This window comes from Streptomyces paradoxus (assembly GCF_014202475.1).
In the GTDB taxonomy this organism is placed as follows: domain Bacteria; phylum Actinomycetota; class Actinomycetes; order Streptomycetales; family Streptomycetaceae; genus Streptomyces; species Streptomyces paradoxus.
In genome coordinates this window covers 102,639-123,584 of the sequence record NZ_JACHGV010000007.1, presented here as the reverse complement: position 1 = coordinate 123,584, position 20,946 = coordinate 102,639, and the positions used below count along the sequence as shown (strand labels likewise).

At 73.2% G+C, this 20,946-nt stretch carries 17 protein-coding genes and 1 pseudogene; 13 read left to right on the top strand and 5 right to left on the bottom strand.

Annotated elements, in window-relative coordinates; translation table 11 throughout:
• The first annotated feature begins 4 nt into the window (after positions 1–4).
• From HNR57_RS23245 to HNR57_RS23190, 12 genes are read left to right on the top strand one after another with little or no spacing between them, the layout of a single operon-like run.
• The gene (locus HNR57_RS23245) at positions 5–679 is read left to right on the top strand and encodes a hypothetical protein (RefSeq protein WP_184562444.1); all 675 of its coding nucleotides are present in this window, start codon (positions 5–7) and stop codon (positions 677–679) included.
• Complete coding sequence (locus HNR57_RS23240) at positions 676–1,377, top strand: hypothetical protein (protein WP_184562442.1); 702 nt, start codon at positions 676–678, stop codon at positions 1,375–1,377. Before HNR57_RS23245 ends, HNR57_RS23240 begins: the two co-directional genes overlap by 4 nt.
• 8 nt (positions 1,378–1,385) lie before the next feature.
• The gene (locus HNR57_RS23235; RefSeq protein ID WP_184562440.1) at positions 1,386–1,757 is read left to right on the top strand and encodes a LysM peptidoglycan-binding domain-containing protein; all 372 of its coding nucleotides are present in this window, start codon (positions 1,386–1,388) and stop codon (positions 1,755–1,757) included.
• Positions 1,750–2,889 carry a hypothetical protein gene (locus HNR57_RS23230; RefSeq protein WP_184562438.1) on the top strand — a complete coding sequence of 380 codons (1,140 nt, stop codon included), beginning with the start codon at positions 1,750–1,752 and terminating at the stop codon, positions 2,887–2,889. Before HNR57_RS23235 ends, HNR57_RS23230 begins: the two co-directional genes overlap by 8 nt.
• A 33-nt stretch (positions 2,890–2,922) precedes the next feature.
• On the top strand, positions 2,923–3,459 hold the full coding sequence (locus HNR57_RS23225; RefSeq protein WP_184562436.1) for a phage baseplate assembly protein V: 537 nt from the start codon (positions 2,923–2,925) through the stop codon (positions 3,457–3,459).
• Between the two features lie 15 nt (positions 3,460–3,474).
• On the top strand, positions 3,475–3,810 hold the full coding sequence (locus HNR57_RS23220) for a hypothetical protein (RefSeq protein WP_184562434.1): 336 nt from the start codon (positions 3,475–3,477) through the stop codon (positions 3,808–3,810).
• A complete protein-coding gene (locus HNR57_RS23215) occupies positions 3,807–4,202 on the top strand; it encodes a GPW/gp25 family protein (protein WP_184562432.1) in 396 nt (131 codons plus the stop codon). The genes HNR57_RS23220 and HNR57_RS23215 overlap by 4 nt, the downstream gene beginning before the upstream one ends.
• Positions 4,199–7,309, top strand: a complete 3,111-nt coding sequence (locus HNR57_RS23210) for a putative baseplate assembly protein (RefSeq protein ID WP_184562430.1) — start codon at positions 4,199–4,201, stop codon at positions 7,307–7,309. The genes HNR57_RS23215 and HNR57_RS23210 overlap by 4 nt, the downstream gene beginning before the upstream one ends.
• Positions 7,306–11,139, top strand: coding sequence for a putative baseplate assembly protein (locus HNR57_RS23205; protein ID WP_184562428.1), 3,834 nt, complete (start codon positions 7,306–7,308; stop codon positions 11,137–11,139). The genes HNR57_RS23210 and HNR57_RS23205 overlap by 4 nt, the downstream gene beginning before the upstream one ends.
• On the top strand, positions 11,139–13,286 hold the full coding sequence (locus HNR57_RS23200; protein WP_184562426.1) for a hypothetical protein: 2,148 nt from the start codon (positions 11,139–11,141) through the stop codon (positions 13,284–13,286). Before HNR57_RS23205 ends, HNR57_RS23200 begins: the two co-directional genes overlap by 1 nt.
• Before the next feature lie 60 nt (positions 13,287–13,346).
• Positions 13,347–14,894 (top strand): DUF6519 domain-containing protein, encoded by a 1,548-nt coding sequence (locus HNR57_RS23195; protein WP_184562424.1) that lies wholly within the window; start codon positions 13,347–13,349, stop codon positions 14,892–14,894.
• The gene (locus HNR57_RS23190; protein ID WP_184562422.1) at positions 14,894–15,790 is read left to right on the top strand and encodes a peptidoglycan-binding protein; all 897 of its coding nucleotides are present in this window, start codon (positions 14,894–14,896) and stop codon (positions 15,788–15,790) included. The genes HNR57_RS23195 and HNR57_RS23190 overlap by 1 nt, the downstream gene beginning before the upstream one ends.
• 37 nt (positions 15,791–15,827) lie before the next feature.
• Here HNR57_RS23190 and HNR57_RS23185 read toward each other — a convergent pair whose 3' ends face one another.
• The 4 genes and pseudogenes from HNR57_RS23185 to HNR57_RS23170 all read right to left on the bottom strand — a co-directional run bounded on the left by HNR57_RS23185 (position 15,828) and on the right by HNR57_RS23170 (position 19,176).
• The gene (locus HNR57_RS23185) at positions 15,828–17,078 is read right to left on the bottom strand and encodes a glucarate dehydratase family protein (RefSeq protein ID WP_184562420.1); all 1,251 of its coding nucleotides are present in this window, start codon (positions 17,076–17,078) and stop codon (positions 15,828–15,830) included.
• Positions 17,075–17,983 (bottom strand): annotated as a pseudogene (locus tag HNR57_RS23180) (5-dehydro-4-deoxyglucarate dehydratase). Before HNR57_RS23180 ends, HNR57_RS23185 begins: the two are co-directional and overlap by 4 nt.
• Before the next feature lie 24 nt (positions 17,984–18,007).
• Positions 18,008–18,295: an ABC transporter permease family protein gene (locus tag HNR57_RS23175; RefSeq protein ID WP_246554914.1), complete on the bottom strand. Its 288-nt coding sequence runs from the start codon at positions 18,293–18,295 to the stop codon at positions 18,008–18,010.
• 497 nt (positions 18,296–18,792) lie between these two features.
• Positions 18,793–19,176 carry a DUF5997 family protein gene (locus HNR57_RS23170; protein ID WP_246554859.1) on the bottom strand — a complete coding sequence of 128 codons (384 nt, stop codon included), beginning with the start codon at positions 19,174–19,176 and terminating at the stop codon, positions 18,793–18,795.
• 58 nt (positions 19,177–19,234) lie between these two features.
• On the opposite strand from HNR57_RS23170, the gene HNR57_RS23165 reads away from it, so the two are divergent.
• Positions 19,235–20,017, top strand: a complete 783-nt coding sequence (locus HNR57_RS23165) for a LysR family transcriptional regulator substrate-binding protein (RefSeq protein WP_184562416.1) — start codon at positions 19,235–19,237, stop codon at positions 20,015–20,017.
• 48 nt (positions 20,018–20,065) lie between these two features.
• Here the strand turns inward: HNR57_RS23165 and HNR57_RS23160 are convergent, their stop codons facing one another.
• A complete protein-coding gene (locus tag HNR57_RS23160; protein ID WP_184562414.1) occupies positions 20,066–20,830 on the bottom strand; it encodes a DUF4142 domain-containing protein in 765 nt (254 codons plus the stop codon).
• Positions 20,831–20,946: the final 116 nt, after the last annotated feature.

Sequence of the window (20,946 nt, the reverse complement as noted above, 5' to 3'; positions counted from 1 at the left end):
GAGGATGATCGAGGAATTGCGCTCGTGCGACTCGATCGTCGTGTTCGACGACCTGGTCGGAGCCGAGGATCTGGAGGGCGGCAACCTGGGCCGCCCCCTGAGCGAGCAGGCGGCGGAGGTCCGCGCCATCGCGCAGAGCAAGCCGGAGTGGGCCGGTGTGACGCTCGACCCGGACATCGAGCGGTGCGGTCTGCGATTCCCCGAGATCGGCAGCCACTGGGCGACCGCGAAAGGCCTCCCGAGGCTTTCCGGGGAGTTCCGGCTCCCCATGTTCTACGACGCCCTGTTCGCCGTTCCGCCCAGCACCGCCGGGCACGGATCGGCGGCAGGCGCGGTCGACCCCGCACAGCTCCGGGAGATCGACGGGCACCCGCAGTCCGGCTCCGGGCTCCTGGCCGCGGTGCGCGTCCAGCCCCACACGAGTCCGCTGGAGATCTGGGTGTCGATTCCGGAAACCGGCCCCCGGAAAACGGACCTCGACTACTGCGGATATCTGGACGCTCTGCTGATCACCAAGGGCGCCTACGGATGGCAGTTCCTGTTCACCGACGTCTCTCTCGCGGACGACCCCTTCCACCATGTCGTGAGCAACATGGAGGTCATGCTGGGGCTCTTCCCCGAGCTCTTCCCGGAACACGACTACGCCCCGCTGGCGGAGCGGCTGGAGGCCCGCCGGTGACCCGCTACGCCGACATCCCCAAACCCGTCCGATCCGGCGTCGTCGTCGTCGACCCCGACACCGGCACCCCCCAGCGCATCATCGTCCTCCAGTTCAACCCGGACACCCTCGAACGCAGCGTCAGCCCCCAGTCGGCCGGCGACAGCGGGGACGCCGGGGGCGGCGGTACCGGCAGCGGGGACCGCAACGAGGCACTCCGGCTCAAGGGGCCCGCGCAGGAGACCTGGAAGTTCACCGCCGAGATCGACGCAACCGACCAGTTCGAGGTCGCCGCGCCCGACGGGATCCACCCCCAGCTGGCCACGCTGGAGATGCTCGTGCAGCCGACCACCGCTCAACTGCGCGCCGCGAGCAGGCTGGCACAGAAGGGCGCCATCGAGATCAGCCCGATCGAGATGCCGCTGACGCTGTTCACCTGGGGCAGCAAGCGGGTCATGCCCGTGCGGCTGACGGAACTGTCCGTCAACGAGTCCGCCTCCGACGTGAACCTCAACCCGATCCGTGCCTCGCTCAGCATCGGGATGAAGATCCTCACCGTCAGCGATCTGCCCGCCGGGCACCGCGGCGCCGACCTGTATATGGCGCACCTCGCGCAGAAGGAGCGGCTGGCCGCGGCGGCGCGGGGCGGCGGCCTCGGCGCGCTGGGCCTCGGCGGCGGCATCGGGACGGCAGCGAGCGCACCGATCAGGAGGGGCTGAGCCACACCATGGCCGACATCGAACCGTACGAGAGCGCCCTGGACGCCCTGCCCGGCGCCCATCCCTACCCGCGCACCAGCAGGTACCACGACGCCGAGATCGGCGTGCACCGGCAGGCCGACGGCACCGAAGTGCGCTACACCAAGCGCCGGTTGCTGCCCCCGCTCGACGAGACCGGGCAGGACGCCGCACCCCATGTCGTCGGCGCCGGGGAGCGGCCCGACCTGCTCGCCCAGCGGTACTTCGGCGACCCGGGGCAGTGGTGGCAGATCGCCGACGCCAACCCCGTACTCGACCCGCGCGAGCTGACCGACGAAGCCGGGCGGGTCATCGTCATCCCCCTCGCCGACGGCTTCGCACAGGGGGACCGGCGTGTTTGACCTGCCCGTGGGGCAGGGCCCCGTCCGCATCGCCCTCCTCATGGGGCCCAAACTCGCCCGCCCCGTGCCGGCCGAGGTCACCGAGGCCCTGCTCTCCGCCCAGATCACCGCCACCGCGGGCGAACGCAGCGGATTCCAGCTCGCCTTCGACCTCACCAAGAACGGCGTCATCAGCCGCCGGCTGCTGCCCGAGGGGTTCTTCGACCCGAAGACCCGCCTGATCGTGACCGTCGACGTGCGCGGCACGCCCGCCGTGCTCTTCGACGGGCTCGTCGTACGGCAGGAGGTCGGCGCCAGCAACCGGCCCGGCCACTCCACCCTGACCGTCACCGGCGAGGACCTCACCCTGCTCATGGACCTGGAGGAGCGCACCGCCCGCTACCCCAACCTGCCGCCGTCCGCACGCGTGCTCAGCATCCTGCGCCGCTACTCCGACTACGGAATCCGGCCCGACGTCTACACCGAGAAGGTCGCCCAGCCCCCGCACCAGGACCTGCGGGTGCACTACCAGACGGGCACCGACCTGAGCTACGTCACCGAACTGGCCCGCGCCAACGGCTACACATTCTACCTGGAGCCGGGGCCGAACCCGGGCCAGTCGTCCGCCCGTTGGGGCCCAGAGGTCCGGCTCGGCATCCGCCAGCACGCCCTCAACGTCAACCTGGACGCCCACTCCACCGTCGACCAGATGACGTTCGCCTACGACGGCACGGCCCGGGAGGAACCGCAGGCCCGCTGGCAGGACCCCGGGACCCGGCAGTCCACGCTGCTGCCCCAACCCCCGATCAGCCCGCTGCGGCCGCCGCTCGGCCGGCGCCCCACCCCGGCCCTGAAGCGCAGGACGCTGTCCGGCACCGCCAAGCAGCAGCGCGAGCAGGCCGAGGCCGAACTGCTCGCCCGCGCGGCCGTTTCCGCCGACGTCGTCTCCGGCTCCGGCTCCCTCGACGTGAACCGGCACGGCTACATCCTCCAGCCGCGCCAGCTCGTCGGCGTACGGGGCGCCGGGCGGGCCTACGACGGCGACTACTACGTCAAGTCCGTCACCCACAACCTGCGGCCCGGCTCGTTCCAGCAGAACTTCACCCTCTCCCGCGAGGGCCTCGAAGCCCGCAGCGACTACGTACGGCCCTAGCGGTCAACCCCTTCACATCAGGAGCAGTTCAGCATGGCGGCACCCAGCAATCGCTACCTCGGCAAGTTCCGCGGCCGGGTCGTCGACGACAACGACCCGCTGCGCATCGGCCGCGTCACCGTCGAGGTCCCCGACGTCCTCGGCGACGAGCCGTCGACCTGGGCGCTGCCCTGCCTGCCCTTCACCGGGCCGCAGTCGGGACAGTTCGTGGTGCCGCCGCCCGGCGCGGGCGTGTGGGTGGAGTTCGAGCAGGGGGATCCCAGCTTCCCGGTGTGGACGGGGTGCTGGTACGGGGCCGCCGACGAGCTGCCGCCCGACGCCCGCCGTGAACTCCAGGCCGGATCGCCGAACAAGCCGGTCGTCGTGCAGACGCCGGGGGCGCACAAGGTCGTCATGAACGACACGCCCGGCGCCGAACAGGGGATCCTCCTGCAGGCCCAGGGCGGCGCCTCCATCCGCATCACCAGGGAAGCCGTGGTCATCGCGACCGGCGCGGGCGCCGAGATCGTGCTGCGCGGACGTGAAGTGACGATCAACGAGGGCCAGCTGACCGTGCTCTCGAAGCGATAGACGGGGGGACAGAACGTGTCCGGGAATCTGCTCGACGCGGGAGCCGTGATCGGCTGCCCGCACGGCGGCCGCGTCACCGCCGCCACACCACCCGCCGGGGGCATGCGCGTCGCGGGCGCCGCCGTCGCCACGGCCGCGCACCACTACGTGGTCACCGGCTGCCCGCACACCGTCGACCGGGTGCCCACGCCGTGCGCCACGGTCCGCTGGACCGCCGACCGCACCGGCATCACGGTCGACGGCGTGCCCGTATTGCTCGACACCTCCGCGGCCCAGTGCTTCAGCGCGGCCCTCGTCCCGCAGGGGCCGCCCGTCGTCCAGGCCGCGCAGCGAAAGGTCACCGTCCGATGAGCCCCCACGGCCGGGCCGCCGGGCCCCGTTCCGACATCGCGTTCCCGCTGCGGGCGGACCGCCGCGGACGCACCGCGCACGCCACGCACCCAGAGCACGTCCACGACCTGATCGAGCAGCTGCTGTTCACCAGCCCCGGCGAGCGCGTGATGCGCCCGGACTTCGGCTGCGGGCTGCTGGACCTGGTGTTCGCACCCAGCAGCCCCGAGCTGATCAGCACGCTCGAACTGTCCGTGCAGGCCGCGCTGCAGCGCTGGCTGGGCCACCTCATTGACATAACGGCCCTCGACATCGTCAGCGAGGACCACTCCGTGCGCGTGCACCTGTCGTACGCCGTCCGCGCCACCGGCGCCCGGCGCGACGACGTCTTCGAAGGGAGGGCCGCCGCATGACCACCGGCACCACCGCGTCCCGCCGCAGCAAGGTGCGGGCCGCCCGGCTGAACGGCGTCGACACCGTCGAGGCCGACGACACCGGGCTGCTGCTCACCGTCACCTTCCTCGGCAAGGCCCCGCACGGCCTCGGCCCCGAGAACGTCCGCATCGACGGCGGCCGCCGCGTCACCGGCATCACCGCCCTCGACGTCAGCGTCGAACGCGACGACGACCCGGAGCTCGACGACCGGCTCTACGTCACCCTCGACCGGGCCGGCGACACCTCCCGCTACCGGCTCTCGCTCGTCGAGACCGACCCGTACGGTCGGCCCGGCACCGAGCCGTACCGCGGCTTCGACCAGCGCTACCACAGCGCCACGTTCGCCTTCCGGGCCGACTGCCCGACCCCCTTCGACTGCAAGGACGAACCGCACGAGGAGCCGTCCTTCCCGGCCGCGCCCGTCATCGACTACACGGCCCGCGACTACGACACCATCCGCAAGGTCCTGCTGGACCGGCTCGCGCTCACCACCCCCGACTGGGTCGAGCGCAACCCCGCCGACCTGGGCACGACCCTCGTCGAACTGCTCGCGTACACCGGCGACCGGATCAGCTACCAGCAGGACGCCGTCGCCACCGAGGCCTACCTCGACACCGCCCGCCGCCGCGTCTCCGTCCGCCGCCACGTGCGGCTCATCGACTACGCGATGCACGACGGCTGCAACGCCCGCGCGTACGTCACCGTCCGGACGGCGGACGACCGGACGCTCGCCCCGGGCACGTTCCGCTTCGCATCCGTCGACGTGCGCAGCCTGGACCCGCACGACCGGCCCGAGCCCGGCACGGTGATCGACGAGGCCGAACTCGGGGACCTCGACGAGCGCGGTTCGGTCGAGGTCTTCGAACCGGTCGTCGCCGCCGACCCGCTGGAGCTGCGCGTGGCGCACAACGCGATCCGGCTGTGGACCTGGGGCGGTGAGGTGTGCTCGCTGCCCCGGGGCGCCACGGCGGCCACCCTGCGGGACGCGTGGGCGGACCCGGAGACGTGCCGCGAGCGCCGGCTGGCCCTGCGGCCGGGTGACGTGATCGTCCTGGAAGAGGTGAAGGGCCCGCGCACCGGCACCCCGGGCGACGCCGACCCCGCGCACCGCCAGGCCGTCCGCCTCACCTCCGTCACCCCCGGCCTGGACCGGATCGAGGACCAGCCGGTCCTGGAGGTCACCTGGGCCGCCGAGGACGCGCTGCGTTTCCCGCTCCGCCTCGCCACCCGCGGCGGCCGCGACTGCCTGCCCGTGGAGGACGTCACCCTCGCCCGCGGCAACGTCGTCCTCGTGGACCACGGACGCACCCTGACCGGGCTCCCGGAGACGATCACCGTGCCGCCCGTGCCCGCCGTCGTCGCCCCCTGCGACCGGCCCGCCTCCGGCTGCCGGGACACCGAGGAGGGCAACGCGCCCGCGCGGCTGATCAACGCCCTGACGGAACAGACCCGTTCGGGCCGCGCGCTCGTGCCCGGCGACGTCCACGAGCTCTTCGACGTCGTCGGCGAGGCCGCCACCAACCGCGCCGGCCTCGGTCTGGAGAGCGCCGGCCAACGGCACGAACAGGTCGTGCCCGGCACGGCGTACGCACAGGCCGCCGCGCTGCACACCCTGCTCGCCCAGTCGGTCTACCCGGGCATCACGCCCCGCTTCCGCCCGGTCCTCGGCCGCACGCCCGTCACCCAGGCAGTCCCCTTCCCCGACCCCGGCACCGTCGCGGCGGGACAGGCCGCACGGATCGCGGCCATCGCGGACCAGGTCCGGCAGCGGCTGGCCGAACTGTGGCGCAGCGCCCGCGACCGGGACGGCCTCGCCGAGAAGGAGATCGCCGAACTCGCCGTCATCTACGGGCTCGACCTGCTGGAACGCCTCGACCTGCGCAGCCACCCGGTCCGCGCCCTGCGCGAACTCCTGCACCGCGGCGACCAGTTGCTCGGAACCAAACTGCGCCGCCTCGAAGTCCTCGCCGCCCGGGCCCGCGCGGGCACCGTGCTCGACGGGCACATCGCCTGGGAGATCGCCCACGCCTGGGGCCCGGCGTACGCGGCCGGACTGCACCCCGAGGAGACCGTTCTGCGCGGCCCCGCGACCGCCGCCCTCGACCAGGATCCGCGCAAGGCGCTGCCCGCTGTACGCCTGCACGGCGACGGCGAGACCTGGGCGCCGCGCCGCGACCTGCTCGACAGCGGGCCGCGCGAGCGGCACTTCGTGGGCGAACTGGAGGACGACGGCCGCCTCGCCCTGCGCTTCGGCGACGGCCGCCACGGCGCGAAGCCCACCCCCGGCGCCCAGATGGAGCCGCGCTACCGGCTCGGCGGCGGCACCGCCGGAAACGTCGGCGCCGAGGCCATCAACCACCTGGTCGTGCAGGGCGAGTGCGAGGCGCCGGTCGCCGTCGTACGCAACCCGCTGCCCGCCACCGGCGGCACCCGGCCCGAGCCCGTCGAGCAGGTGCGCCAGCTGGCCCCGCTCGACCTGCGCCGCACCCGGCTGCGCGCGGTCACCGCCGAGGACTACGCCGCCCTCGCAGGCGCGCTGCCCGGGGTGCAGCGGGCGGCGGCCGAACTCCGCTGGACCGGCAGCGTCCAGGAGGCGCACGTCGCGATCGACGCGTACGGCACCGCCGACCCGTCGCCGGACCTGCTCGACTCGGTCGCCCAGGCCCTGGAGACGTACCGGCGCATCGGCCACGACCTCGTCGTGGGGCCCGCCCGGCTGGTGCCGCTCGACATCGCCCTGAGCGTCTGCGCCAGGCCCGGCCACCAGCACGGGCAGATCCTGGCCGAGCTGTACCGCGTGCTCGGCAGCGGACGGCTGCCCGGCGGACGGCTCGGATTCTTCCACCCGGACGCGCTGACCTTCGGCGGGCCGGTCCGGCTCAGCCGCCTGGTCGCCGCCGCCGCGGCCGTGCCCGGAGTGGAGGGCGTCGAGGTCACCCGGCTGCGGCGGCTGTCCGGACAGGACCGAGGAGAGAGGGAGGACGGCGTGCTGCGGCTCGGCCCGCTGGAGATCGCCACCTGCGACAACGACCCGGACCGGCCGGAGAACGGCCTGCTGGCGATATCCCTGGGAGGTGCCCGATGAGGGACACGCACCCGGTCACTCAGACCGACGAGTGCGGCTGCGGTGGCAGCTGCCGCGACGGCCACGACGAGCGCCTCGCACCCGCCCCGCCGCACAACGCGCCCGGCCGCACCGCGCTGGACTACCGCGTCGGCGCGTACGGCTCCTTCCGGGCCGCCCTGCTCGACCGGCTCGCCTCGCCCGCCTACCCGGCGCTCGGTGACCTCACCGTCCGCACCCCGGACGACCCGGCGATCGGCCTGCTCGACGCCACCGCCGTCCTCGGCGACCTGCTCACCTTCCACTCCGAGCGGATCGCCGACGAGGCCTACATCCGCACCGCGAACGAGCACCGCTCCCTGGTGCTGCTCGGCCGGCTCGTCGGGCACCGCCCCCGTCCCGGCGTCGCCGCCGCCACGCACCTGGCGTACACCCTCGAACGCGACCCGCGCGCCGAGGCCCAGAACGTGCTCGTCCCGCGCGGGGCGCGCAGTCACAGCGTGCCCGCGTCGGCCGACGAGGAGTCGCTGACCTTCGAGACCAGCCGGGACCTGACGGCCCGCTGGGACTTCAACGAACTGAAGGTCCGGCGACGTCGTCCCTCGCTCGTCACCCCGCAGGACCTGGAGAAGCGCTCCGAGCTGTTCGTCGAGGGCACGGGGCTCTCCCTCCAGACCGGCGACCAGCTGCTGTTCGTCTTCGGCGAAGGCGCGGGCGGCGAGCGCAAGCTGCTGCCGGTGGCGAAGACGCGGGTCGACCGGGACGACGGGATCACGGCGATCTCGCTGCCGAAGTCGGCGCCGCCGACGCTGAAGGAACTCGTCGACGAGGTGCGGCGCTGGATCGCGCTGCCCGCGCTGCCCGGCGAGCCGGGGGAGGAGCCGCCGACGCCGGAGGTGCCCAACCCGCGTCCGGTCAGCCGGCTGATCGAGGACTTCGAGGACCAGGTGCTCGCGCCGTTGCGGGCGGACCTGGACGGTGTGAAGACGCCCGAGCGGCTCGCTGCGCGGCTTGTGGAGCCCGTTGCCAGGCTCGGTGAGGCTCAGGTGCTGGCCACGCCGTACGAGGACGTCGGGGCGTGGTTCGAGCGGCTGGAAGCGGTGCTGGCGGAACTGGCCGAGCGGGCTTTGGCGTTGGCTCCGGCGCAGACGGTCGAGTCCGCGGCGCCGTCCGGGCTGGTCGCGCAGTTCCCCGCGCCCCTGGGGGGCGACCCACGCACCGCCGCTCTGAAAGCCTTGGGCGATCTGCTTCCCGCGCTGCGCGCCGGCACATCCGCCCCCACCGCCCCCACCGGTCGGCAGCTCCCGGGCACTGACACCGCCCGGCTCCTCGCCGCCCTCGACCCCGGCCTCGGCAGCGTCTACCCGGCCTGGCGCACGGCCGCCGCCCCCGGTGCCCCGCGGCTCCTGCGCGAACTGCTCGCCCTGCGCGTCACCGCGGCCCCCTTCGGTGCGGCGGCCCCGCTGAAGCCGGTCCAGGACGATCGCGGACGGGTCATCCGCACCGCCGACTGGCCCCTCACCGGCGCGGTGCTGGCCGGCCTTCGGGTCGTGTTCGACACGACGGGCAAGTCACCGGTCCGGGCCGAGTTCCAGTACGTCGAGGGCAGCAGCTCGGACCAGCGCGCCGAGAACCTGCCCGTCACCCGGCCGGTCACCTTCACCCTCGGTCCCGGCCAGGTCGAGCTGTCCGTGCGCTCCGGCCAGGACCGCGACCTGAACTGGCTCAACCTCCCCCACTCTCGACATCGCTCGAGCGGGGGAACCCCCAGGCCCGCCGACCCCCAGGAACCCGGCGTCACGGTCCGCTTCCTCTCCGCCCTGCCCGAGCGCACCCTGTTCGTGTCACGGCCCGACGACGAGGGCCTGGTCCACGTCGGTGTCCACAACGGCACGTCCGAGCAGATCGCCCTGAGGCCCGGCGCGAGCGAGCAGTTCACGCACGGCGAGTACGAGGTCGGCCTCAAGTACACCGCGGGCAGCGCCGAGCCGGGCGTAGAGGTCGTCATCGCCAGCAAGCCGGAGCCGGTCAACCGCCGCACGCTCCAGCTGGACACCGTGCACGAGGGCATCACCGTCGGCAGCTGGGTGGCGATCCGGCGGCCCGCCAAGGGCGCCGAGGGCGGAGTGCCCGGCGATCCGAAGCTGCGGTTCGTCACCACCCAGGTGGTGGCCGCCCGTACCGCCGCGTACACCAACTACGGCATCACCGGCCGCGGTACCGAACTCACCCTCGCCGACCCCTGGCTGGACGAGTTCGACGTCCTGCTGTCGCACATCCGCGACACCACCGTGCACGCGGCGGGGGAGCCCCTGCGCCTCGCGGACGAACCCCTCGGCGAGGACGTGCACGGCAACGAGATCGAACTCGGCGAACTGTACGAGGGGTTGCGGCCCGGCCGCACGCTCGTCGTGTCGGGCGAACGCAGCGACATCCCGGGCACGGCCGGGGTGCGGGCCACCGAAGTGGTCACGATCGCCGCCGCCGATCCGGCCGTCGATCCCCGGCTGCCCGGCGACCACGTCCACACCCGGCTCGTGCTCACCGGGGACCTGGCCCACCGCTACCGCCGCGAAAGCGTCCGCATCCTCGGCAACGTCGTCGAGGCCACCCACGGCGAGAGCCGCGAGGAGGCCATCGGCAGCGGCGACTCGGACCGGGTCAACCAGACCTTCGCGCTCTGGCAGTCCCCGCTGACCTGGCTCGCCGACGACAACCCCCTCGGCGCCACCCCGGTCCTGGAGATCCGGGTCGACGGGCTGCTGTGGCATGAGGTCGACAGCCTCGCCGGACGCGGCCCGGCCGAACGCGTCTACATCACCGGCTCCACCGCCGACGGCCGCACGACGGTGACCTTCGGCGACGGTGTGCACGGCGCACGGCTGCCCTCCGGCCACGAGAACGTCCGCGCCCGCTACCGCTTCGGCACCGGCAAGGCGGCCAACATGCCGGCGGACCGCGTCACCCAGCCCCTCACCCGGCCGCTCGGCGTCACCGCGGTCACCAACCCGCGCCCGGTCACCGGCGGTGCGGACGCCGACGGCCCGGGCCTGACCCGCCGTACCGTCCCGCTGGCCGTCTCGGCGCTGGACCGGCTGGTGTCCGAGTCCGACTACGAGGACTTCGCCCGCTCCCGCGCCGGCATCGGCCGGGCCGCGGCACGCGAACTCTTCGACGGGCGGCGCAGGGTGCTGCACGTGACGGTCGCCGGCACGGACGACGTGCCCATCGCCCCCGACTCGGACACGCTGACCGCGTTGCGCGGCGCCCTCACCGCGTACGGCGACCCGGGCCTCCCGGTCCGGGTGGACGGCCGGGAACCGGTCCTGCTGCTGATCGCCGCGAAGGTGAGAACCGCCCCCGGCCACTCCTGGCAGTACGTCGAACCCCGGCTGCGGCAGGCCCTGCTGAACCGGCTCGGCTTCGAGGGCCGGGAGCTGGGGCGGCCTGCCCGCCTCTCCGAGGTCCTGGCCACCGCCCACACCGTGCCGGGCGTCGACTACGTGGACGTAGACGTCTTCACCGGAGTACCCGCCTCCGCCACCCCGGCGGAACTCACCGAGGTGCTCACCCGCCCCGGCCCGCCCAAGGCGTCCGTCCCGGCGCGCCCGGCGACGTACGACGAGAAGATCCACACGGTCCGCGCCGAGAACGGCGAGACGCTGTCGGAGGTCTGCGCCCGGTACGGCGTTCCGCTCGCCGGACTGCTGCGCCTCAACCCCGACATCACCGACACCCGGCGGCTTCCCAAGGGCCGGTCGGTGTACGTCTTCCGCGGCATCCGCCCGGCCCAGCTCGCGCTGCTGTCGCCCCGGGCCGCGGACACCCTGATTCTGACGGAGGTCAAGTGATGTCCCCGGATCCCCAGTCGGAGACGACGGCCCCGGTGGTGCCCAGGGAGCCGGACGGACTCGCCGACCTGCTGCCCCGCCGGCACCGGCTGCGCGACGCCGAGGAGGGCGAGCCGCTGCGCGCCCTGCTCGCCGTGGTCGCCGAGCAGATCGACCGCGTCCGCGACGGCGTCCAGCAGGGCTACGAGGACCTGTTCGTGGAGACGGCGGCGCCCTGGGTGCTGCCGTACCTCGGCGACCTGGTCGGCTACCGCACCCTGCCCGGCTACGAACGTGTCCTCACCACCGGCCTGCACGACGGCGGCCGGGCCGCCCTCGCCGAGGCCGTCGCGCCGCGCCGGGACGTGGCCGCCACGGTCGCGAGCCGTCGCCGCAAGGGCACCCTGCATCTCCTGGAGGAACTGTCCGAGCAGGTCGCGGCCTGGCCCGCCCGGGCCGTCGAACTGTCCCGGCAGGTCGCCCACACCCAGCCGGTCAAGCTGTACGGCACCGGCACCCACCGGGGCGGACGCGGCCGGCTGACCGATCTGCGCGACGGCGCCGAACTCGCCCTCGGCGGCGGTCCGTTCGCCGGAACGGCCCGCACGGCCGACGTCCGGCGGGCCGGGTCCCGGTACCGGCAGGGCGGCCGGACCCCGGCGGGCGTCGCCCTGTTCGTGTGGCGGCTGAAGGCGTACGCCCTGACCCGGACCCCGGCCTACTGCATCGACCGGGCCCGCAACCTCTACACCTTCTCGATCCTCGGCAACGACACCCCGCTGGCCACCAAGCCCTTCCCGGAGCCCTCACCGGCGCACATCGCCACCGTCGACAACGTCCCGGCGTTCATCACCCGCCGTCTCCTGCACGACCGGCTGCTCGACTACTACGGCCCCGGCAAGAGCTTCGTCATCCGGCGCGACGGCGAGGACGATCCCGTACCGCCCTCGGACATCGTGGTCGCCGACCTGTCGGACTGGCGCTACCGGCCCAGGCGCGGGCAGGTGGCCGTCGACCCGGAGCTGGGCCGGATCGCGTTCGGGTCGCGGTCCGCGCCCCGGCAGGGCGTGTGGGCCGACTACCACTACGCCTTCGCGGCCGACCTGGGCGGCGGCGAGTACGAGCGCGACCGGGAGCCGCGTCCCGACGCCGAGTTCTACCGGGTCGGGCCCGGCCAGCCCCACCGGCAGATCATGGACGCCTACCGGGCCTGGCAGCACGACCGCCGGGCCGGCCGGACCGGGCCGGCCGGGATCATCGAGATCACCCACAGCGGCGCCTACCAGGAACAGCTGGACTTCGACCTCGACCCGGGCGACCGGCTCGAACTGCGGGCGGCGGAGGGCACCCGCCCCGTCATCCGCCTGCTCGACTGGTACAGCAACCGCCCCGACGCCCTCAACATCCGGGCCGTGTCGGACGACTGCGCCCCGCACGAGCGGCCCCGGGTCGTACTCGACGGGCTGCTGGTCGCCGGGCGCGGCATCAACGTCACCGGCGCGATGGGCGCCGTCGTCGTACGGCACAGCACGCTCGTGCCCGGCTGGTCGCTGGAGCCCGAGTGCGCACCGCACTCGCCCGAGGAGCCGAGCATCGTCCTGGACCGCACCACCGCGTGCCTCCAGGTCGAGCACAGCATCCTCGGCACCATCGAGGTCATCGGCGACGAGGTGAGCGAGGACCCCCTCGACATCCACATCCGCGACAGCGTCCTCGACGCCACCGCCGACGACCGCGAGGCCCTCTCCGCCCCCGACTGCCGCCACGCCCACGCGGTGCTGCATCTGCACCGCACCACGGTCATCGGCGAGATCCACACGCACGCGGTGCGAATCGCGGAGAACAGCGTCTTCACGGGCCGGCTCCATGTGGCCCGCCGCGGCATCGGCTGCCTGCGCCACTGCGCCGTCCCCGCCGGCTCACGCACCCCGCCCCGGCACCGCTGCCAGGACACCAAGCCGCTGTTCACCTCCCAGCGCTACGGCACGCCCTGGTACGCGCTGCTGTCCGACCGCTGCCCCGAACAGATCCGGCGCGGCGCCGACGACGGCGCCGAGACGGGCGCCTTCCACGACCTGTACCGGCCGCAGCGCGAGGACGGCCTCCGGGCCCGGCTCGCCGAGTACACGCCGGCCGGCACCGACGCCGGGATCTTCTTCGTCACGTGAGGCGCGCACCCGCCACCGACCTCGCGAACCCGCACTTCCGAACCAGGGGGGACACCCTTCATGCACGCAGATCTCTCCCGCTCCACGTTCCGCCCGGAGCGGCACTACTCCGCGGTCGTCGCCCAGCAGGGCCGCGTCCAGCTCGACGCCGACCTCAACGAGCAGACCGCGATCCAGCTCCACCAGGCCCGCACCCTCGCCGCCGACCTGATCGGACCGCACGGCGGACCGCGCGACGCCGCCGGCTTCCGCATCGAGTACGTGGGCGGCAAGCACGAGATCGACACCCTGCTCATCCACGGCGGCCGGTACTACGTCGACGGCATCCTGTGCGACGCGGGCCGCCCGGCGGCAGGGGTGCCCGTCACCGGCGAGGAGAGCGAGGACTCCGCGCCGGAGCCGCCCGCGACCTGGACCTACTGGGACCAGCCCGACGGCTTCCGCGACCCGGAGAAGCCCGGCGACCGGCTGCCCTCACCCGCCCAGGCACCGTTCGTCGCCTACCTGAACGTGTGGGAGCGGTCGGTGAGCGCGGCGGAGGACCCGGAGCTGCGCGAGGTCGCCCTCGGCGCGGCGATGCCCGACACCGCCGCCCGTGTCAAGGTCGTCTGGCAGGTGCTGCCGCTGTCCCTCGCCGCGCTGGAGATCGAGGAGACCGACCCGTCCAGGGAGGTCGTCCGGGCCGCCTTCACCCGCTGGGCGCAGCGGCGGTCGGCCCCCTCGGCCCGGCTCGCCGCCCGCAGCGAACGGCCCGACCACGCGGACGAGGACCCGTGCCTGGTCAAGCCGGACGCCCGCTACCGGGGCCCGGAGAACCAGCTGTACCGGGTGGAGGTCCACGCGGGCGGCGAGGCGGAGGACGCCACCTTCAAGTGGTCCCGCGAGAACGGCTCCGTCGTCTTCCCCGTCGACGAACTCGACGGCACCTGGGTGCAGTTGGCGTCCCTGGGCCACGACGGCAAGCTGGACCTGGACGTCGGCGACCACGTCGAGTTCACCGACACCGCCTACGCCTCCCGCCTGGAACCCCTGCCGCTGCTGCGCGTCGAGGAACTGGACCTGCCCGGCCGCCGGGTCCGCCTGTCCGCCGAACCCGGCCCGGGCGTGGGCCGCCTCGCCCACCTGAACCCGTACCTCCGTCGCTGGGACCACCGCGGCGGCCCGAGGCGCAAGGGCCGCAGCACCGCCCTGCGCGGCGGCGCGATCCCCGTCACCGAGGGGGAGTGGCTGCCCCTGGAGGACGGCGTCGAGGTGTACTTCGCCAAGGGCGGCGCCTACCGCACCGGCGACCACTGGACCGTCCCGGCACGCACCGCCACCGGCAGCGTCGAGTGGCCCGTCGACCAGGCCCGCCGGCCGCTGCTCCGGGGCCCGGCCGGAATCGCCCGGCACTTCGCCCCGCTGGCCCTGATCAAGGGCGAGGGCAGCGCCGTCGACCTGCGCCTGGCCTTCGGCCCGCTGGCGAGCAGCGTGCCGGCCGCCGACGAGGCCGCCCTCGCCGCAGAGGAGCAGGCCCGCCGCGAGGAGCAGGCTGCCGAGGCCGACCCCTCCCGGGGACGGTCGCAGACCACAGCCGAGGCGGAAGCCGCCGCGGAAGGAGACAACTGATGGCCAAGCCCCTGAGCGCGTCCAAGCTGGTGGAGATCCTCAGAGCCGAGGGCGTGACCGTCCACGAGGTCCGCGGCTGGCGCACCCACAACCGCAACAGCAAGGGCCCCTGGGGCCCGGTGAACGGAGTGATGATCCACCACACCGTCACCTCCGGCACGGCCTCCTCCGTCGACATCTGCTACGACGGTTACTCCAGCCTGCCCGGCCCGCTGTGCCACGGCGTCATCGACAAGAAGGGCCACGTCCACCTGGTCGGCAACGGCCGCGCCAACCACGCCGGTCTCGGCGACAGCGACGTGCTGCGCGCTGTGATCAACGAGTCGAAGCTGCCGGCCGACAACGAGGCCGACACCGACGGCAACCGGCACTTCTACGGCTTCGAGTGCATCAACCTCGGCAACGGCAAGGACCCGTGGCCCGAGGCGCAGAAGGAGGCCATCGAACGGGTGTCCGCGGCGATCTGCCGCCACCACGGCTGGTCCGAGCGTTCCGTCATCGGCCACAAGGAGTGGCAGCCGGGCAAGGTCGACCCGCGCGGCTTCACCATGGACGCCATGCGGCGGCGCATACGCGACCGGCTCAAGGGCGCCGGGGGCGGCACCAAGCCCGCGCCGGACCCCAAGCCGTCGCCCAGGCCGTCCCACGAGCCGTTCCCGGGCGCCGCGTTCTTCCACGTCGGGCAGCGCTCCCCGGTCATCACGGCGATGGGCCGCCGCCTGGTCGCCGAGGGCTGCAGCCGCTACGAGGAGGGGCCCGGCCCCGACTGGAGCGAGGCCGACCGCCGGTCCTACGCCCTGTGGCAGCAGAAGCAGGGCTTCTCCGGCAAGGACGCCGACGGCATCCCCGGCAAGCTCACCTGGGACCGGCTGAAGGTGCCGGAGTCGGGGAAGTGAGGGCGTGCGCCCCTCCCCGGTGAGGGGCGCACGGAGGTCACCAGCGGGGCAGCCTCAGCTCGTACTCCGGCTGGAACCGCCGCATGTAGCCGGTGTCGTCCCGGCTGCGCATCCCCGAGTCGACGTAGCGACGGTGCAGCCGCTCCAGCCGGTCGTGGTCGAGCTCGACCCCCAGCCCGGGCCCGGTCGGCACCTTGACCTCCCCGTCGCGCAGCTCCAGCACGCCGGGGACGATCACGTCGTCCGCCGAGTTCCACGGGTAGTGCGTGTCGCAGGAGTGGCCGATGTTGGGGATGGCCGCGGCGACATGGGTCATCGCGGCGAGGCTGATACCCAGGTGCGAGTTGGAGTGCATCGACAGGGCGAGCCCGAACGCCTTGCACACGGCGGCCAGTTCACGGGTGCGGCGCAGCCCGCCCCAGTAGTGGTGGTCGGTGAGCAGGACCTGGATCGCGTCCTGCTCGACGGCCGGCTTCAGATGCTCCCAGGCGATCACGCACATGTTGGTCGCGAGCGGCATGGGGGAGTCCTCCGCCACCTCCGCCATCCCGCCGATGCCCTGGGTCGGGTCCTCCAAGTACTCCAGCACGCCGTCGAGTTCACGGGCGACGTACTTCGACGTCTCGACCGTCCACGCCGCATTCGGGTCCAGCCGCAGCGGCTGCCCGGGGAACGCCTCCGCCAGGGCCCGCATCGCGGCGATCTCCTCGTCGGGCGGGAAGACACCGCCCTTGAGCTTGAACGACCGGAAGCCGTGGCGCTCCTGCATCAGCCGGGCCTGCTCGACGATGCCGGCCGGGTCGAGGGCCTCGCCCCAGTCGTCGCGGATGGCCGCACGGCCGTCGAGGGCGGGGTGCCCGGCCCACTTGTAGAAGAGGTACGCGGCGAACGGCACCGCGTCCCGGACCTTTCCGCCCAGCAGGTCGCTGACGGGACGGCCGAGCAGCCTGCCCTGCGCGTCCAGACAGGCCACCTCCACCGCCGACGTGGTCCAGCCGCGCTCGTGGGAGCTCGGCACGGCCGGCAGCAGCGCCGCGTCGATCGCGGCGGACACGGCGGTGGTGTCGAAGACGTCCATGCCGGCGACGACCTTCGCGGCGGCGTGCAGCCGCTCCAGCCGGGCCGTCCCGCCCGGCGACTCCCCGAGCCCCACCGTGCCGTCCTCCAGCACCAGTTGGAGGACGATCCGCAGGGCGAGCGGTTCGTGCACGCCGTTGGAGTTGAGCAGCGGCGGATCGCCGAACGCGATCGGGGTCACGATCAGTTCGCGGATGCGCGTGGCGCTCATGCGGCGGCCACCTCCAGGCCGTGGTCGAGGAGTTTCGCGAGCCGGGCGATGTGCTCCGGCGCCGGGTCGAGCAGCGGCGCCCGTACACCGCCGACGTCCAGGCCGCGCAGCGTCACCCCGGCCTTGACGAGCGACACGGCGTACCCGGGGACCTCGTCGCGCAGGGCGACCAGCGGGCCGTAGAACTCGTCGAGGAGCCGGGAGACCAGGGCGTCGTCGCCGTCGGCGAGGGCCCGGTGGAAGGCCAGGGCGATCTCCGGGGCGAAGGCGAACACCGCCGAGGAGTACAGCTCCACACCGACGCCCCGGTAGGCGGGCGCGGTCATCTCGGCGGTGGGCAGGCCGTTGAAGAACTGGAAGCCCTCCGTGCCCGGAACGGCTCGCACCGCGCGCACGATCCGGTGCATCCGCTCGATGTCCCCGATGCCGTCCTTGAGGCCGACGACCCCGGGCAGGGCGGCGATCTCGGCGGCCGTCTCCGCGGTGAGCCGGGCGGTGCCCCGCTGATAGAAGACGACGGGCAGGTCCGTGGCCGCGATGACCTCCTCGACCTAGCGCACGAGGCCCTGCTGCGGGGCGCTGACGAGGTAGGGCGGCAGCAGCAGGACGCCGTCGGCACCGGCGCGTTCGACGCGGGCGGCCTGGTCCCGGGCGACCGGCGTGGGGCCGCCGGCCGCCGCCAGGACCGGCCCCCGTCCCGTCGTGGTCTCGACGGCGACCCGGGTGGCCCGCTCGATCTCCTCGGCCGACAGCGCGTGGAACTCACCGGTGCCGCAGGCGACGAACACACCTCCGGCGCCCGCGGCGACCCCCGAGTCGATGTGCTGGGCCAGCCGTTCCTCGTCCAGTGAACCGTCCGCCGCGAACGGCGTGACCGGGAAGAACAGCACTCCGTGGAACTTCATGTCTCCCTCAAACGTGGGGGGTTGTCAGCCCTTGGTGGCCCCGGCGGCGATGCCGGTGACCAGCGAGCGCTGGAGGAGCAGATAGACGATCAGGCTGGGGACGAGGGCGATGACCGCACCGGCCAGCACCACTCCGGAGCCGACCTCGGGGTCGGTGCGCAGGATGGACAGGGCGACGGTGACCGTGTAGTCGGTGGGGTCCTTCGCGGCGATCAGCGGCAGCAGGTACTGGTCCCAGATCATGATGAAGCCGAGCACCCCGGCCACGCCGAGCGCGGGCTTGCACAGCGGCAGGAAGACCTGCCACAGCATCCGCAGCTCGCCACAGGTAACTGGCTCCCCACCAGGCGACGTAGCCGTTCTGGGCGCTGCCCGGCACGACCATGCCGTACGTGTCCTTCCTGCCGTCCCCGTCCGGGTCCCGGGTGGCGAAGGCCTTGGCGAGGGCGAGGGTGTCCTGACTCCGGATCGCTCCGGGTCCACACCTCCAGGGTGTTCGGATCGCCGGGCCCGGGCGCTGCCGGAACCGGAGCCGCAGGCGGCCGTTCCGAACAGGAGCCCCGAGACGGCGAGCGTGGCAGCCAGGCGGAGACTTCGTCGGCGATCCCGCATAGGTGGTCCGTTCATATTCGTGAATCCGCTTCACGAATCTAAATGATCGGCCAAGCTACGGATCGCTTCAGCGCCATGTCAAGACATGGCCGAAGGATTTCACCGAGACCACACGACGCCCGGGAACACCGAGGAAACAGCGACGGCCCCCACCGGATCATCCGGTTGGGGGCCGTCCGAAAACGAGAGGGCGGAGGTCAGGCCTGACGTTCGGCGTTCTTCTTCTTGATCCGGGCCGCTTCCTTGCGGACCTCCGCCTGGGTCGTGCGCTCCCGCTCCAGCCACTCGGGCGCTTCCTGCTTCAGCGCCTCGATCTGCTCGGTGGTGAGGGGCTCGGTGACGCCCGCGCGGGCGAGACCGGCGATGGAGACGCCGAGCTTGGCGGCGACCACCGGCCGTGGGTGCGGGCCGTTGCGCCGCAGGTCCTGCAGCCACTGCGGCGGGTTCGCCTGGAGCTCGTTCAGCTCGGCGCGCGAGACGACACCCTCCTGGAAGTCGGCGGGGGTGGCCTCGAGGTACACACCCAGCTTCTTCGCCGCGGTCGCGGGCTTCATCGTCTGGGTGCTCTGGTGCGACGTCATGGATCCCAGGGTAACGAGCATGTGCACGACCCCTGACCACGGCCGGTAACCTGGCGAGGTGACAGGCTCGGATGCAACCTCCTCGTTCCGGCTCGCCTACGTCCCCGGGGTGATGCCCGACAAGTGGGTGCGCATCTGGAACGAGCGGCAGCCCGGTGTCCCGCTGACCCTCACGCAGGTGCCCGCCGAAGCGGCGGCCGAGCGGCTGCTGGGCGGGGAGGCCGACGCGGGCCTCGTCCGCACACCCGTGGACCGCTCGGTCTTCAGCGCGATCCCCCTCTACACCGAGCAGACCGTCGTCGTGGTGCCCAAGGGCCACCTGGTCACCGCCGTCGACGAAGTGGCTGCGGAGGACCTGGCCGACGACATCGTCCTGCACCCCCTCGACGACGTCCTCGACTGGGAGAGCCTGCCCGGCAGGCCCGCTCTGGAGCGGCCCGCGACCACGGCCGACGCCGTCGAACTGGTCGCGGCGGGCATCGGCGTCCTCGTCGTCCCGCTGTCGCTCGCCCGCCTGCACCACCGCAAGGACCTCACCCACCGGCCCCTCAAGGACGCCCCCGAGTCGAGCGTGGCCCTGGCCTGGCCCGAGGACGCGAAGACGGACCAGGTCGAGGACTTCATCGGCATCGTCCGCGGCCGTACGGTCAACAGCACCCGGGGCCGTCAGCAGCCCCCGGCGCGGGGCGAGTCCGCGGACGCGGACCGGGGCGGCGCCCGGCGGAAGCCGGCGCCCGGTAAGTCGGCGGCGGGAAGGTCCGGCGGGGCGAAGCGGGCCGGGAAGAGCGGGCGCGGCGCCCCGAAGAACGACCGGCGCGGCAAGCCCCGCCGCCGTTCGTAGGACCGGGGGCCACGCCCGAACCGAGGCCCCCGAAACCCCGTACCCGGCTCAGCCGGCCGACGGAGACGGCGCCGGCGCCCCGTAGGACGGATTGGGGGCGACCGTCTGGAAATCCTTCAGCTCTTCGGGGATGGGCAGCACGCGGACCGGCGCACCCTGCTGTGGAGGCGGCGGTGTCGTCTGCTCCTGGGGCAGCTTGGGCGGGGCGGTGATCTGGAAGCTGACCTGCTCCTGGTTGATCAGGCCGGTCTTCTCCAGGACCGTGATGTGGTCGAGAACGGTGTCGTTGGTCGTGTCGGCGAGCTCCCGCACGAGGCTGTTCCGGGTGGTCGCCCGGATCTTGGCGATCGTCGGGAAGATGCCCCCGTGCGCGACGCGCATGATGGTCACGGCCGTAGACTCGAACTCCTTGCCGGTGCTGCCCTCGGCCGTCGCCACGAACTGCTGCTGCTGCGGCGACGCCTCGTTCGGCAGGGTGATGCCCAGGTCAGCGGAGATCTTGCGGCAGCCCGCGTCGAGCCGTCCGTGGCCCACGAGCAGATGCTTGGAGACCTCCTGCATCTCCGGCGACGTGCTCCGCTCCTTGATCAGCTGCCCGAGCGGGTACTCCCACAGTCCGGCCGCGCGTACGCGCACCACGAAGTCGCGGTCCGCCTCGGTCAGCGGACCCCACTGGGTGTTGGCGATGATGCGGTCCTGGCCGGAAGCCGCGTTCTCCACGCCCAGCATGCTGGGATAAGCGAGCGCGGTCAGCGTAAGGACCAACGCGCCGCCCACGAACGCGGTTCCTGCCGTGCTGCGCGAGATGCGCATCGTGCCTCCTGGGATATGAACGGCCCAACACCAAGAGGTACGGATGGCGGAGGCGAAACAATCATCCCTGCCGCAAAAAAATTCGGCCGTGTGCGGCGCCCCGCCAGGACGCCGCA